Below are 16,498 nucleotides of genomic sequence, written 5' to 3'. Positions count from 1 at the left end.
CCCGCAGTTCGCCAAATAGGCCAAAATGGGCTGCCAATCCGGTGCTGCAGTCAGGTGAACTGAGAAGAAACAGGCTTTGGCCGCATTGCGCATCAGTGGGGTCAGCGCATCCACTCGTTCATGCGTGTGTTGTGCAGACCTTCCTTAGCATCAAACTTCGAACTACCCTCCCTCGCATGGACACCCTCACACCTGAGGCTAGGTCCCGCCTCATGAGCCGGATCCGCGGCAAGGACACCAAACCCGAACTCGTCGTCAGGTCAATGCTGCACCGGATGGGCTACAGGTTCCGCATCCATCGCAAGGACCTTCCTGGCCGGCCCGACATTGTGCTCCCCAGGCATAGGAAGGCCGTGTTGGTGCACGGCTGTTTTTGGCACGGTCATCTGTGCAAGATCGCACCAGGGTCGAAGTCAAACACTGCGTACTGGTCACCCAAGATCGAGGCGAACCGAGCCCGCGACCAGCGCAACCGCGTCGCCCTTGCAGAACTTGGCTGGCAAGTACTGGAACTGTGGGAATGCGAGATTCGCGACCTGCATCGGACCGAAGAACGACTGTTAGCTTTTTTGAAGCCCAGCCCTTGCCAACCCATGCCTGGCTGCTGAGCGAGCCGAAGGGTCCGCGGCGTTCACCACCTTGGTGTAAAATGGTGCATTCGCTCTTCAGTTCGGGGATCAGCCATGCGGACTCAGGCAAAACGCCATGACAGCGGCGCGCATGAGCGCACGGTCCGCGCTTCAATCAGCTTCCCGGAGGAGCAGTACCAGGTCCTGGAAAGGATTGCGGCTGAGAACAAGGTTTCTCTTGCCTGGGTCGTACGCGACGCCATCGATGGCTACTTGAAGTCTAGGTGGCCCCTTCTCCCACAAGGCTCCGATGCCGAAGATGCGCAGCAGAGAAGCGAGAGAGCGTGAAAAACACATTTGAAAAAAGCGGTGAAGAGATCAGGGTGCTGTCCTTGTTCTCAGGTTGCGGCGGCATGGACTTCGGCGTGGAAGCGGCTGGCGGCCACGTCATCTTCTCGAACGACATCCTGGCGGATGCGTGCAAGACGTTGGAAAAGTACTTTCCTGGCGCAGACATCCGCAATGCAGACATCTCAGGCATCCAAGCCTTCCCAGACGCCGACGTCGTTGTGGGAGGCTATCCATGCCAGTCCTTTTCCATGGCGGGAAACCGTGACCCCGAAAAGGATGAGCGCACGAGCCTATACAAGCAGTTCCTACGCGTCGTCGGCATCGTCCAGCCCAAGTACTTCGTCGCCGAGAACGTGTCGGGTCTCAAGCAGCTGAGCAGCGGGACATTCCTGAAAGAACAGCTCGAGGCGTACGACAAGGCCGGCTACCACGTTACTTACAAGCTCTTGAACGCCAAGGGCTATGGTGTGCCACAGTCGCGCAAGCGGCTATTCATTGTCGGCATCAGGAAAGACCTCAACCAGGCCTTCGAATTCCCAAACGAAACCCACGGAAAAACGACCAAAGCTTCGGGTCCGCTGTTGCCGTTTGCGTCCCATGGCGACGCGATCGAAGGCCTGCCCCTCTGGCCTGAGGGCGAGTTCTACGAGCGCCCTGACGTCGAAGGCAACTTCTCCTGGTACTACATGTCCAGGAACCGTAAGGCCAAATGGGCGGACCCAGCATTCACTGTCGTTGCCAACTGGAGGCACATCACGCTGCATCCGGCTAGCCCGGTGATGACACTGACCTGGTCGAATCTTTCTGATGGCTGGAAGCAGCGCTGGGACTTTTCCGACCATTACGAGCACTTAGAAGCAGACCCGAAGCGCAAGAAGCTAGAAAAAGCGCGCAGGCTTTCCTGGCGCGAATGCGCTCGCATCCAGACCTTCGACGCTAAGTTCACGCCAGTTGGCGATACGGAATCGAAGTTCACCCAGATCGGAAACGCCGTGCCGCCGAAGCTGGCGCAGGCCATATTCACTCACCTGTTCTCAGGTGCGGGCCTCGTCGCGCTTGACGCGCCAGCCGTCCGTAAGGCCGCTTAGAAAAATATGCACCTGCCCGGTGAGTCTCCCCAAGGATTGCTGTGAGCAGCGCAACTACCACGTCTCTCGTCAGCGCTGCCGTATCTGCAGCAGAGATCTCCAAGAACGAAGCTCAGCTGCGGCACGAGCTGGAGAATGCGCTTGAGCAGGCTTGCGCCGAGCTATCCATTCCTTGGACGCCGTTCCAGCTTGAGCGCGCCCTCAAAGCGAAGGGCAAGCCTACGAAGTTCGCTGACGTAGCGCATGGCGCCGTGGTCATCGAATACGAGCCACCCAGGTCGTTTAGCGGACGTGCCGGCGCGAAGGCGGTACACGCCCGCCAGCAGGCTGAGGAATATGCGGAGCTGATCTCTGCCGAAGAAGGCCGTGCGCTCGAGGAGTACGTGCTGGTTGCATGGGACGGCGCGCATATCACTTTCGGGCATTTTGAAGGCGCGGCAGCTGCCTGGGAAGATGTCGTCGCGTTCGATCGGATCTCGGCTGAACGCCTGCTCTCCGCATTGGAAAGCAATGGCCGTCCGCTCGTCCACCCGCAGCTGCTACAAGCATTGGTGGGGCCTGATTCAGAGTACGGCACAGCACTGATTCCCGAGCTATACGCCAGCATCTGCAAGGCCGACGCATCGTCCGCCACGACGAAAACCAAGATGCTGTTTTCGGAGTGGCGCAGGCTCTTCAGCCAGGTCGTAGGGTTCCAGCCTGCGCACATGAAAAAGCTGCTTGCGCGGCAGGAAATCTCCCACGACCAGCCGTACCAGGAGAACCCTGCTGCGTACCTGTTTGCGCTCAACACCTACATTGCCATCATTGCGAAAGTCGTAGCTGCCTGCGCACTTCCTAAGGCCAGCCAGAACGTGCTGGAGCCGGGCGTGCCAGTGGCCGAACGGCTACGTGCGGTGGAAACAGGAGAGCTGTTCGAACACGCAGGCATCCTGAATATGCTGAGCGGCGACTTCTTCTCCTGGTATCTCGACGACAGCGATTGGCCCCGCTACCAGACGGCTCTTGGCACCATGCTGGGCAGGTTGGCCGGCGTTGACTTTGCTGTGTCGAAGAAGCATGCAGACACAACGCGGGACCTGTTCAAGGGCATCTACGAGCGGTTTATTCCTCGGGAGGTGCGGCATGCGCTAGGCGAGTTCTACACGCCGGACTGGCTGGCCGAACATGGGATGGATTTGCTCGAATGGCAGCCATCCGATTCGCTGACCGATCCGACGTGCGGATCGGGCACCTTCTTGCTCGAAGCGATCCGCCGCCGACGCAAGGCGGACAGCGGTGCAACAGCCCAATCGCTGCTTGCAGGCATCCACGGAATCGACCTCAACCCGCTCGCTGTCCTTGCAGCGAAGGGGTCGCTTGCGGTTTTCCTGTCGCCGCACCTCGACCCAGCGCACCCTATCCGGCTGCCGGTGTACTTAGCCGATGCAGTCCATCCAGCGGCGGTCGACTTCTTCTCGAATTACAGCCACATCCTTCACACGGAAGTGGGCCCGAGGGAGTTCTCAGTCCCTGAGAAAATGATCGGGCATCCCGACTTCTTCCGTATCTTCGCCAAGGTACGGATGCTGATCGATGCGGACTTCCCTGCGGCCAAGATTTGCAGCGCGATCCTTGCAGACTTGCAAGCAATGGGGCTCGATCCGTCCGATATCGGCATCGTCAGCACGACAGTCGGTAACCTGGTCGAACTCCATGACCAGGGATGGAACGGCATCTGGTGCTCCATACTTGCAGACCGCTTCGCCGCCGGCGCGATCCCACCCTCCTCCCATATCTGCGGCAACCCGCCATGGGTCAAGTGGAGCAACCTGCCAAAGGACTACGCCCAGTCGATCCAGAAGCACTGCAAGGGGCTCGGCGTTTTCAGCACCGACAAGTGGGTTGGAGGAATCGAGTCGGACATCTCGACCGTGATCACCTATCAGGCTGTGAAGCACTACCTCGCGCGCGATGGACAGCTGGGCTTCTTCCTCCCAGGGTCCGTCTTCACTACCGAGTCGAGCGCCGGCTTCAGGCGCTTTTCGATCGATAACGGCAGTCTGCAGTGCCGCGTCCTGCTGGTCGAGGACTACCAAGACATCAAGCCGTTCGATGGCGTCAGCAACCACCCGACGTTTTTGATGCTCCAGCGGGACGCGGAAACTAAGTTTCCTGTTCCCTACCACTCGTGGACCTCAAGCCCAGACGGGCAGGCCAACCAACGGACCTACGCTTCGGCGGACCAATTCCGCCATTCAGCAACGCGCATCGATGGAACCGCGGTGCCGGTCCCTGGAGGCGATGGGACCCGTCCATGGCTAGTCGGATCTACGCAAGACCAAGCCGTTTTCTCCAAGGTTTTCGCCGCGGGCGCAAAGCCTGAGTACAAAGCGAGGAAGGGCATCACGACCGACCGTAACGGCATTTACTGGGTCCATGCCACTGGCTCGGTCGGGACCAGCTTGGTGACTGTCCAGAACGCAGCCGACATCGGAAAGACAAAAGGCATTCCCCAGATCACCGCGGCTGTCGAGTCCGAACATCTTTTCCCGCTCCTGCGCGGGCGCGGCGTTGCTCCGTTCAATGCAGTTCCGGACGCGGACCTCCGCATCCTGGTCCCCCAACGAGGCATGCATGGCGACCCCGACCTTCCAGCAACAAGTCCGCATACCTTTAAGTTTCTGAACCGCTTCAAGCCCCATCTCGAACAGCGATCCAGCTTGAAGAGGTTCCAGAAGGGGCAGGAGTTCTACTCCCTGTGGAGCACAGGCCCGTACACGTTTGCCCCATTCAAAGTGCTTTGGCGCGAGATGGGCAACACTTTTGCGGCAGCGTACATCGGAAGTGCAACGATCGAGCACGCGGGCGAGAAGACCGTGATACCGGACCACAAGCTCTACTTCATTCCAGTCGAATCTGAGCCAGAGGCGGCCTATCTGACGGGCTTCCTGAACGCCCCGACTATTGCAAAAGCAGTTTCTGCATATGCTGCGCAGCTCAGCCTGGGCGCCAGCGTTGCGGAGTATCTGAACATCCCGAAGTTCGACGAGACCGACGCGGAAATGGCTGCCATCGGTAGTATGGCCCGGGATCTCACGAACAGGGCCGGAAACATCCAGCCCGCAGACCTTGAACAGCTCGATCTGCGCGTTCGGGAACTGCTATCGATCTAAATGGAGCGGTGCGCAGGCAACCGTTTCAAGCTAAAGGCTCCGTTCTCGGGACACGGCTTGTCCGCTGCAGATACCACTGCAGAGCCCCGTCATTGGCTGCCATGATTGCAAGGCGGCCGGTCGCCCTAGTACACGCAACGTACAGGTCATCTGGGCTGAGGGCCGCAATCCGGCCAGGAACATCGGCGTGCAACAGGACCACGTTTTTGCCTTCGAGTCCCTTGAATGAGCGGATGGCGGAGAAATAGACGAAGCCTGGCTTTCCTAGCAAGGCAATGTCTTCCGTCACCTCAAGCCCGTACGCCTTCCTGGATGACTCCAAGCACGAGTTCTCCAGCTTGAAAGGCGACAGGAAAATCGCCCCACCCTCAGGTGCCAGCTCATGGGCTGCCGCCCAGGCGGCGGTTGCAGCCGTTGCGCCCCATCCCTTTTTGAGTAGCGGAGCCGCACCAACCGGGACACCTGGCATATGCACGACAGAAAGCTCGCAGCAGCCATTTGTTGCCGCATTCACAAGCTGGGTATTGCGGCAATTGTGGTACAGCCTGAACGTTACTTCTGCACCGATCGGCTCCTGCTTTGCAGACTTATAGACGTTCTGTTCCCAGTCGGCGAAAAATAGCCACTGCCCAGCAGGAGTGAGCAAGTCCACCAATGCAAGCAGGCGGAGTTCTCCGAAGTCTTGGCCTTCATCCACGATGATGGCTTCATACTTGGATTGGAGTGGCAGTTCTGCAGCCACGTCTTGCACGAGGGATGGAAGCTCCTCAGTAAAAAAGGTTTGCCCGATCCTGCGTCCATCGGGCACTTTGGCCAGCTGGTAGAAGAGCCGGTCAACCGAAGTGATGGCCGCCGACATCTCAGGGTTCGCCAGCTTCAGGTGCTCGGCAAGGGCTTTGTTGAAACAGACATACAAGGCCCGCCTCCCTTCTTCGAGCAGTGCATCCAGCTTCCACAGCGCGAGCAAAGTCTTGCCCGACCCAGCCGGGCCAACGATCGCAACGCGAGGAAGTTCAAAAGCTCCGCGCAGTGCTGCGAACTGCTGCCTCGTCAATTCATCAAGGTCAACTGCATCCTCTTCAGCGTCAAGCGGTACATCGCGCGGCGTAATGCGGAATGATGCATTCGACAGGACTGCAGCAACCCTGCCCGCCATATCAGCAGTGAACTCGCTTCCCTGTGCCTGGTGCACACGCGCCTCAAGGGCGCCTCGTATCCTACGTTCCAAGCGATGCATGTCCTGCGAGGGCACCACTGTGCTGGGGTCATAAAGTGTGGAAGGCCCGTCGACATGACCATTTGGATACGCAACGAGGAAAGCAAAGGCTCCCGGAAACCGCTGCCGGGGTAACCGGTCGCAAACGGCCTTCGCGAGTGTGTGCATGTTCCTGCATGCCTGCTCGGGCGGAGGCTCATCAATCGCAACTTCGGCCTTAAACTGGCCGGTACGGCGGTCAGTTTCTTGGCGGTACCAAATCCCGTTGTCGCCAACACGTACCGAGCGCGAGCCTTTCACCTCAAGTACTGCCATACCAAGGCCAGGAACTAGTACGACGAAGTCGCACTGCCCGTCCCTCACCAATCCCTGGTCGTTCTGCAATGCCCATGCGACATTGCACACCACTATCCAGTCTTGCGGCAACTGGTCTGCCAGCAAACGGCGCACCTCCCGCTCCCAGCGGTCAATGCTGTTTTGTCCGAGAATCTTCGGCATGTCAGAGATTCCCTTCTCCAGAGCGGAACGCAATCAGTGGCAGACGGGGAAAAGATTGCCGGTCTAGGTATGCGCCTCCAATCACTTTGACCTTCAAGCCTGCACCTGGAACATTTGAAACCATCACCTTCGCCAGCCTGCCGTTGACGTCCGCGAGCCACATTCCAGCTTGGGCCGCCCAGGCATCGCCGCCAGCTACTTTGGTCCAACTCCACCCATCAAGAACCATGACGCTGCCTTCTTGAGAGTCGAGAAGCATCTGAATCCAAGGGTCCACAGGCGTAGGAGCCGCGCCGCCGCCGACACCCACGCCGCAGGCAACGATGTCGAGCCTAGGGAACAGATTCAGGTGGCCACGTACCCACGCCATCCGGCGCGACAAGTTGAACGAGTCAACTAGGTAGATCACAGTAGCTCCCATGCTACGAGCCCAACCAACAAGCGCCGCATTGATCGGCCCACCGTCGGTTATAGATGCCGACCACAACGGATGGCTCACAAGATAAAAGGCTGTCGCTTCCTGACCAGCCATGCCTGCTTGCGCTAGCCAGCCATGCGCACCAGCCGGCCCCGTCTGCCGAGCCGAGCTACCTTTTTCGTAAGCAGAGCAATAGGTATCCGCCAGCTCCGACGCGAGCGCCTCCCAGCTAGTCAGGCCAACGCCCCAATCCTCGAAGAACCGGTCTCGGCCAGGTACGAATGCGGGATCCTGTATGACGCGTAGGAGTTCAAGTCCCAGGCGCCATTCGATAAGTCCATGGAGCTGTCGGTTGCGGAAGCCGCGCAGCAAAAGGTCCGGTGAACGCCATACTTGTCCGCTTTGCGTTGCGCGTCTGCATTCCTCCCGGACCATTATTCCAAGCCTTGCATGCTCGCCAGATCCGTCGATGCAGCCAGCCAACAAGGCCCTCCAGTTCCGGCTGGCCCAGCCAACCAGCCCTGCGCCGTTGGGATGGTCGTCAGCCAGGTACAGCTCAGTGCCTGCTACCGCACTGTCCTCCAAGTACTTGTGCACGGAGGCAATTTCTATATCAAGCGAATCGACGTCGAGCTCCAGTGCGATCGCGCGCTGCAAGATGGTAGCTGCGGAATACCAAGCCGCGCGCCTCGAGCACAGATCCTTGGTGCCGTCAAAAAACGCCAAACCGCAGCCATCAAGCAGCCTGATACTCAGAATGTCCGTGGTTTTGGGAGATGCAATGCTCGCGGAGATCTCCGCTTCGTCAAGTGAAGCTTTCCAAATTTGTCCGTTCAACCATTGCGCGCCCCTGTGCTGCTTGAGAGAATGCGATCGGTTGAAACCGAATGGTTTACCACCCGGCCCCTGCGCGATGCGGTACACCTGTCCCTGATGGTCTAAGGCGAGGAAAGCCCGGCCGAACGGGCGTTGCGGTACCGCACGCAGCGAGGGGGATGCAACAAAGGACCTTGGCCCACCATTGCGCGAGGCCTCAGTCGACTTCACTGGCTTCTCGATATCTAGGTCGGTCAAAAAGCCATTTGGTACGACTGCCAAAGACACGTCTGCAACAGAGCTGCATCGAGGGCAAGGTTGGCTGGGCGGATTCCTGATCCACGACTCTTCCCATCCAGCAATTACCTGGGTCGGCCGCAGAGTCGCGGGATCAGCGCGGTAGACGGTGAAATTCCGGCAGCTCTGGCAGAAGATCTGCCATGTTGCCTTCCCGATGGGGCGGTCAATGGTTTCCCACTGATAGCTACGGTCATGGGAAATCGATCCTACGAGGCCAATCGGAGAAAGCAGCCGTTTGTCCCAGACGCGCTCCGAACCCGGCGCAAAGTCAGTGATGGCGTGGTCAAGTGTCCGGTCAAGCGTTTTGGGTTCCCTTGATTGGTTTGCAGGATCTGGTGGAAGGTGGAAATACAGGTTACGGACCGAAGTCGGCATGCCATACATCGGCAGCACCCCCGCCTCGGCAAGCGCAGTAGCAAGGCCTTGGCTCGGATCAGGTGCGGTTCCTGCGACGCCCTCAAGGCGCACCGGCAGATCCTGGGCATCTGCGGCAAGCCGCGCTGGGTCGATTTCTGTACCTCGAGAGACCACTTGAGCGATCTCGCTGATCTCAGCACCGTTGTCTATGAACCATTGTTCGACGGATGCTTTGCGCGTGCCTGCGTAGTCACGGACCAGCCCCATTTCGCCGTGCGTATCCACAGGCCTGCCAGAGTCGTGCCACATGCAACCGGCAGACCGGAATGCTCGGCGGAGAGCCTCTTTGGCTAGCAAGCGTTCAGCGAGGAGGCGCTGGTCCTCAGTTGCAGACACCGAAGGCTGCGGAGGTATACCTCCTGTCATCTCTTCTGGGTGGTCAAAGTGGATACGGTCATGCGTCTGGCCGCGGCAGTATGTCAAGACTACTGAAAAAGCTTGGCCCTTACGGCCCGCTCGGCCTGCACGCTGCTGGTAGTTGAACCGTTCAGGAGGCATGTTGGCCTGGAAGACGGACTGGAGCGCACCGATGTCCACGCCAACCTCCATCGTCGTTGTTACCGACAGCAAATCAATCGTGTCAACCTGGCGCACCACATTGCGCCGCACCACATCCTCAATGTCTTCATCTGGAAAGAAGACATCCCGGAAATGCCGCTGGCGCTGGGCCTGGTCACTTGTTTGCCCTGTCAGCTCCTCCGCGTGGATCCTGAACCCTGATTCCGCATCGGCGGCCAAATAGGCGTAGTAGTGCCCTGCCTCAATCTCCGCGGCCGAACGCTGACCATTTGGATCCGGAGGTAAGTGCTCTGTGCAGCGGGAACAGATGCCTCCCGATGGCTGCCAGTGAATTTGGCCGCAGCGGTCGCAGACCCACGGCCGGGAAGCGCGTGGCGCGACTTTTACCCAAAGGAAAGACAGCTCGACTATTCCCCAGGCATCTGCGGTTCCGTGTCCAACCCGGGCCAAAGTCTCACGTACGCTATCCCGGAGGCTTTCCCAACCGACGCCTAGCCGGCTGGCGCAGGCACTCAAATAGCTTCCGACTCGAGCCTTGTCGGCGCCCTCCCGTCGGTCTCCCCGCGGCTGTGCCCGCGTCCACGCTTCCGGAGGCCAGTCGCGTTGTGCGGGATTCGTGCGCCGCTGCTCGGTAAGGATGCGGATAACGCTCTCGCACACGCCGCGGAACGCGAGCTTATCTATGTTCGAAGCATGGAGCAGCTCCGCCGACGGTGGCAGGCAAAGATATCCAAGTCCCTGCGCTTCAAGGTCGTAAAGGAGGCGGCCGGAGATGGCCCGCCAAGACTGCCTGCGCAGGGCGTTCCCGAAGTTCTCAAGCCTGGCAGCTTTGGCTTCCGGAAACTCCGACGATGAAAGCTTGGGCACGTTTGGAGATTCGAAATCAAAGAACGAAGTCCAATCTTCCTTCTCACCGACACGCTTTGAGTCGATCCCGGGACCAGCAGGATTCACCCCAAGGCGCGCGAAAAACGACCAAAGCGGCGGAAGCGCCTGCTTAGCAGGATCCGGCTGCGACAAGAACTCATCGAAACGGACAAACCCAGGTTGCCACCGATCGGTCCGGCTAACGTTCAACTTGGCATCGTCGCTAGCAAACTCCGCATCATCCTTTACGGATTTCGCGTCTCGCCAAAACTCTGCCAGTGCCTGGAACTCGGCAGCTGGTGACGATTCTTTTCGCTCTCGCAGGATTGCCTGGCCTTGGGCGATATCCCCAGTGCTTATGGCCTCAAGAAGCTGCTTCTTGATCGGCTCTACGCCTCCTGCGGCTCTCACCCGGATCTCGCGCAGTACAGCAACCCGCAGCAAATGCTCCCACTGCTCTGCCTCGACCCCGTTTGCCAGCCTCGCTGCAGATTGCCGGCTGTCCGAGAACGCAACAAGCTTCCGGCCAGCCCCCTGGGGCATTACTCCCATTAGGTGCTTTGTCAGCAGCAGGGAGGTCTGGGTCAGGCCAGTTGCGAATGACCGGACCGGGGCAGGCCTTCCACCTTTCCGCACTGAGTAGTCGATCTTGCACGACGGGCAGCGCTGCGGCATGGCTGGAAGCACATCAACGGAAGCTTCTAGGTGGAACCAAAGGCAAGGAATGCTATTCCCCACAGGTTCTTTCCCCACCTCAACAATGCCCGTCGACGGATCGATGGAAGAACGCAGCCAGCTCGCCGGAGCTGTGAGCACGGGCCGCCGGGTGGCCTCATCCCGTTCCTCTGACACTTGTGTCCACCGAAGTTCTGACGGATCGGATGCGCCGTCCCAATCGCTCGGCAGCAAGTGGAGAACGCCTAGTTTTTCATAAAGCTGGGCGTCAGTCCTGGTCTGGGGCGTCGACTCCGGCAGTCCTTCGATTGCTGGCGGCATGGGAGCAAGCTCATACCGTTCGACGCTCCCAGCGATGGACGCGGACGTTTTATAGCCGGCAAGCAGCTGCGTTCCACAGCATTCGCAATACAGGACCTCGAGCGCACGGACTCCATCGACTTCCATCCGGGGCTCAGCAAGCAATCGCCCAACCCTGCGGCGCCGGTCTCGACCAACATGCTGCGCAGTTGCCCACAGTCCATCAATGTTCTTGACCATCCAATGGAACCGTATCCGCGGCAAAGGATGGTCTGGATTAATTACTTTTGCCGATGCAAGCTGCGAGGCTCTTCCAGCCACTAAGAAAAGGCTGCGGGCTGCATCGCTAGCGTCGATTTCTGCCATGCTGGGGAACAGGCTGCGCAGATGGGGGGAAAGCGACTTGGCACGATGGCGGCCACGCTCACCTTCGAACTTCCAAAACGAGTCTGCTAGGCGCTTGGCGGGAATGGCACCGCCGATGTTTGAGGCGAAATCACGCGCCAACGAGTCAATAGATCTAGCACCGTTAGATTGCCTCGCCGCGGCCAGGCAATCCGCAGCAAAAGACGGAGGAATCTCAATGGGGCCTTGTGGAGCCTCATTCACGCTGACACCGCCTTCTACATGGAACCTAGTTCTGGCGGCCTCAACGCCCATCCCGAAAAACTCGCCGAGGAATTTATAAGTGTTGTCTGCCTCGCCATCAAGAGATGCACTAGAAGCGAGGATTTGAAGCTGTCGGCTATCCGGCTCCAAGCCAAGGCGCGCTAGCAGCAATCGGAGCAAGTACCCGACCTCGGTGCCAGACGCGCCGCGATACAGGTGGAGTTCGTCGAGGACAAGCTGGAAGACATGGTTGTCCCGGTCCTCTGCAAGCCACTCACGCGTTGCCTCAAAGACATCGGCATCGGCGCGGTCTCCCGCAACAACAGTACTAGCCTGGCGCATGAGCATGATGGATAGCATGCTCACATTGGTGATTAGGAGGTCTGGCGGAGCAGCCTGCATCTCCCAGCGATGGAACATCTCGGCAGCGCTGGGCGACATCCGCGGCACAAACGAAAGCTGCTCCCGAAGGTCGGCAAGTTCCTGCTGTGCTTCTTTGATGTCCGCACCGGACGCAGCAGTTGAGCGGCAGCGCTCTTGGGCAGCCTGCAATGCGGCCAAGAGTTGCTGGTACTGCTTGATCGCTTGTTTCAAGGCAGCCTTGAGCTCATCGTGCTTGGGCTTGTTAGGTTCGCGCTGCCCTTGATCGTCAAGCCTCCATGGGTGGCCTGGTACCGGGGTACTGCCGTTGTAGCGGCCGAACCGGACGCGGTTCGCCCCCCAATGTCGGTCGAACGCAGCATGCGCCTCATCGGAGTCCAACGCGCGGCGCAAGCGCGACATCTGGTCCTCGACCAAAGCGTTCATTGGGTACAAGAGCAAAGCCCTAACCGCTGGCCTCCTAGTCTCGCCCCGCGCGGCTGCCCGCCCGAAATCCCACGCTGGAGCGATCTTCCATTCGGAGGCTGAGGCCACGTTCGGTGCAGCCTTGGCCCAGCCACCTGTCACGCGGAGTGCTTCCCTCGCGATGGTTGCAAGCACCGGGAGCAAGAACGACTCTGTCTTGCCAGAGCCCGTCCCGGTGACGACCACACAATGTTTGCGCTGCATCGCAGCCTGGAGCATGCGCTGCTGGTGCATGTACAAGTCAGCGCCCATAGGCATAAGTCCAGCCCCAGCCAGGGCAATAAACCCCTGCCTTGCGGCTTCACCCATACCAGGAAGGTCGGAATCGTCGAGAGCGCCAAGCGCTTTGGAACTTACGTAGGAGGGCAGCAACTCAAGATACGGCTCTTGGAATAGCACGCCGGGAGTATTGAGAAGCGCTTCGCGCTCAGCCTCAAAAGATGGCGAATCAGTGCCGAATGCCGACTGGATGTATCGCTTCAGATGGCTTTTGAGCTGATCCCATGAACCAAGCGGATCCTCGCCTATCGTCTCTTGCACTTTTACCGTCCTCCTAAGCGTTCAAAGTTTCCGAAACACACGCAGCCTCTGTGCGCTCGAATGGTACCAACACGCACCCCAGCAATGCAGCAACCTGCCGCGCGATCTCCGCGGGGACCCAGCCGTACCTGAGCCAATGCCCAGGAACGAACTCCCGGTACACATGGCTGATAGCCCCAACAACACACCCAGAGTGGCTGTCGAAAACAGGCGACCGTTCCTCGCCTTCACCGACCGAAGAAAGAAAATGGATAGCGGGACCCGCCCCAGCACAAAGCGCAAGTGCCCGCTCAAGAACAGCAGGAGGCCGCAGCCGCGCTGGCACCCATAAATCGCGCGCTTCTGCGTCATAGTGGAGCGGCCAAGGAAAGGCGTCATTCCGGCCGTGCTTCTCTCTGAGCATTTCGGCGAAAGCCAATTGGGATGTCCAGACTCCCCAACGTGAGTCAGGAACATGCGAATACCTCGGCGTGCCGTCTGCGCGACGCACGCCCAGCACATACAGTTGCAAGGCAGTCGCCTGCGGATCATCGAAGCGGAAAAGCTGAGCGCCGCACGCCCGGTCAATAGTCATTCGCTGATCGGCAACAGGTACGAACCGGGCCGTATCTGCCTTCAAGCGATGCAGGTGTCCTAACTCGGCGGAGATCGCCTCCGCCCCTCGCAACTCCGCAGCCTCCCTGGACTGCTGCAGTGAGCCGGCCCAGAGCGCTACATCCCGCGCTGGCGCCTGAGCAAAGAGAAACCCCATTGAGGAGCACTCCGCCTTGACCGAGTCCTCGTCAACCGCAGCCACGCGCACCGCCGGCAGGTGGCCAGCAAATGGTTCTGCGGCAGCCAACATGAAGTTGGGATTGGCTTGGAGCAAGCCCCATTGGGCTAAGCGCAAGGTTCCCGATACGCCAAATAACGGCAACCCATCTTGCGTGGAAGGCAGTCCGTAGAGCGAGGGTGCTACACCGTGGACACGGACGAAATGCCCTTTGCCATTGGTCTCGATTTCTAGGCATCCTCGCGCTCGGAGGTCCATTAGTAATGGAATCGGATTGGTACCACCGCAGAGCCTAGAGATCTGGTCCCTTGCTGCTCCGTAAGAAATCGATCCTCTCGCGGCCAAGGTGTCCAGGAACTGGGCGGCGCCTAATTCTGCGAAGCTCTCATCCATCCACCCGGTTACGGTAGCGACATTACTCACTTGGTCGCGATGCCATATCCCTGCAGTGGGGTCGTGGCCGCCAATGAAGACCCCGCTTAGCCCATCAACACCAGGTCTTGGAAACCCCAAAGAATCGAGAGAAAAATCCTTGGCCTCTCCACGGCCCTCCCCGTCCAGATCCGCCACCCGCAGGCGAAGATTCGCAAGCTCGGCCGTGCCTGCTACAAGCTTGATTTCAAAGCTGCTGCGGGTCAGGTCGGAGAAACTTAGCAGAAAGCGCCGAAAGCCCGACGGCCCTTCTTCCGCGGAGTGCTGCGGCACTTCCGATAGCTGAAGTCCAAGGGCCTGAAGTTGCGCCCCAGGAGGAGCGTCAAGTTCTATAGCGGGCAGGTCGTACGAGGCGAACAAATGTGCGCCGCCACGCAGCAGCCGGCTTCCTCCCACAAACCGCAACCTAGCCTGCGGCACGTCAGTGGCCTCATTTTCATCCGCCAGATACTTCCGTTGCTCGGCAGTGAGCCTTTCTGCTCTATGGATACAAGCCATCTGCCAGCCGCTTGGCAAGCCGCGCACGTCCATTGCTTCGAAAGAGACCTGTTCCCGCGTTAGCCATGGGTTGGTCCTATTCCAATCAGCCGGAGCGCAAACAAGGTAGAAAACTCCGTAGAGTGGCAGCTCCCGCTCGGTCAACTGTTGCCCGAAGCTCGGATCAATTGAATTCCAAGCCAGTATCCGACGTGACGTTTGGCGGATGATTTCCTTGCGACTCTGCTCCTCGTACATGCCTGAGCCGTCGTCGTCGAAGTGAACTATTGCCTCAAGTTGCCCAGCTGCCGAATCAGAAAGAGCAGCGAGCGATTGGTAGACGTGGTGCGGCGAAGCGTCGGTGAGGAAGATGGCACTCGCGCGGTGCAAGCGAGCAGCCAGACGCTGCCCGGCGATCTCAAAGCTGCAGCGGGGGGCATCAACCGTGGCCGGAAAACTCCAACACACATCCCATCCATTGGGCACCTCTTCTGACGGCAGAAGGACAAGTGTGACTGCGGCCTTCGCTTCACCGGGTTCGTTAGCCAGTTCCTCACCGCTGGCTCGGCCTGAGCTGGGTAGGCCGGATTTCGGGCGGCCTCCACTCCACATGCCCATAAGCTTCCGCAAGAGCGCAGCCAACGGTAACTGGTACTCGGGCCTCGCCATGGCAGAGCGAAGCGCCTTGGTCAGGAAAACGGATTCGCGGCCGCGCTGCATTAAGGAAGCGAGCGCCGCATCCGTCAGGTCCTGACCAGGCCGAAACCGGGCTTCCCAGAACAACCTCGATAGGTTCCGTTCGTCCTGGCGGCTGACCAAGCCTTGCGAGCGGGGGATACCTACGAACCGGAACTCCCCCAGCACCCGGCAACGGAAGAGCCCGTAACGCCCTTTTGACTCGTTAGAAGACCAAGTTTCGAGGTCCTCCCAGGCCCTGGACATGGAATCTGTAACTTTCGGCTCGTTCTTGAAGGCTTGCCCAAGCAACCGCTGCACACAGGCGTAAAAGCCGCCTTCAATCTGTTCATCCGATGCAGCCAGCACCCATAGTGCCAGGATAGGCAAATACGCTGGTGCATTCGCACCAGCGTATTGTTGATTCGTAGCTCCAGGATCGCGGTACGCAGGGGTCCGTAGCTTATCCTTACGCTGCTTGACCAAGATGCGGGCCGAGGCAGCACAGTTTTCAACGCTAGGCAGCCAGGGAGGGCCGGACCAGACGGCGTTGATCAGCCCCTGCGCACCGCCCAGATGCAAGCCGAATGAGTCGAGCTCGGCACGGGTCGCACGGATCCACACCTCCTCATTCTCAGAAGCTGCAGAGAAAAACTCTGTCAGCAGCAGATCGTTCCACGCTCCAAAAAGGGACATCGCACCGCCGCTCAATGGACAGGCATCAAGGCTTGATCCATCGTTCTCTCGCTCGGACCTTGCTTGCTCTCCCTGCGTCCCACCCTTGATAAAGACTCCTGGATCGGTGACATTCACGCCCCTCCTCTGTGCGGCTTAGTCTTGTAGATACATTTTGCAACAAAAAACAACAGACTTGGAACGGATGATCCCATACCGTGGCATTTATCCGACTATCAAGACGCTTGACTGCGACCAATTCTGCCAAAATGGCACAACTTGT

The 16,498-nt window shown here is 59.2% G+C and carries 6 protein-coding genes; 3 read left to right on the top strand and 3 right to left on the bottom strand.

Going from position 1 to position 16,498, the window contains the following annotated elements:
• Positions 1 to 176 precede the first annotated feature (176 nt).
• The 3 genes from AC57B5_RS02400 (at position 177) to AC57B5_RS02390 (ending at position 5,163) form a co-directional block, all read left to right on the top strand.
• Positions 177 to 608, top strand: a complete 432-nt coding sequence (locus AC57B5_RS02400) for a very short patch repair endonuclease (protein ID WP_496398621.1) — start codon at positions 177 to 179, stop codon at positions 606 to 608.
• 305 nt (positions 609 to 913) lie between these two features.
• Positions 914 to 2,008, top strand: a complete 1,095-nt coding sequence (locus tag AC57B5_RS02395) for a DNA cytosine methyltransferase (protein ID WP_496398620.1) — start codon at positions 914 to 916, stop codon at positions 2,006 to 2,008.
• A gap of 41 nt (positions 2,009 to 2,049) precedes the next feature.
• Positions 2,050 to 5,163: an N-6 DNA methylase gene (locus tag AC57B5_RS02390; RefSeq protein WP_496398619.1), complete on the top strand. Its 3,114-nt coding sequence runs from the start codon at positions 2,050 to 2,052 to the stop codon at positions 5,161 to 5,163.
• Between the two features lie 25 nt (positions 5,164 to 5,188).
• On the opposite strand, the gene AC57B5_RS02385 is transcribed toward AC57B5_RS02390, so the two are convergent.
• Genes AC57B5_RS02385 through AC57B5_RS02375 form a run of 3 tightly spaced genes read right to left on the bottom strand, consistent with a single transcriptional unit; the run spans position 5,189 to position 16,353 of the window.
• Complete coding sequence (locus AC57B5_RS02385) at positions 5,189 to 6,877, bottom strand: nuclease-related domain-containing DEAD/DEAH box helicase (protein WP_496398618.1); 1,689 nt, start codon at positions 6,875 to 6,877, stop codon at positions 5,189 to 5,191.
• A 1-nt stretch (position 6,878) separates the two neighbouring features.
• Positions 6,879 to 13,184 (bottom strand): DEAD/DEAH box helicase, encoded by a 6,306-nt coding sequence (locus tag AC57B5_RS02380; protein ID WP_496398617.1) that lies wholly within the window; start codon positions 13,182 to 13,184, stop codon positions 6,879 to 6,881.
• 13 nt (positions 13,185 to 13,197) lie between these two features.
• Entirely contained in the window at positions 13,198 to 16,353 is a 3,156-nt protein-coding gene (locus AC57B5_RS02375) for a hypothetical protein (protein WP_496398616.1), read from the bottom strand.
• Between the last annotated feature and the right edge of the window lie 145 nt (positions 16,354 to 16,498).

The sequence above is a fragment of the Delftia sp. BGA-UO-ETr-SB1 genome, from assembly GCF_059567865.1.
The sequence above is the reverse complement of the archived record's forward strand: the minus strand, read 5'-3'. Positions and strand labels throughout refer to the sequence as shown.

What these genes read in the sequence shown, in the direction of transcription:
- AC57B5_RS02385 (WP_496398618.1), bottom strand. Translation starts at nt 6,877, where the DNA reads ATGCCGAAGATTCTCGGACAAAACAGCATTGACCGCTGGGAGCGGGAG.
- AC57B5_RS02400 (WP_496398621.1), top strand. Translation starts at nt 177, where the DNA reads ATGGACACCCTCACACCTGAGGCTAGGTCCCGCCTCATGAGCCGGATC.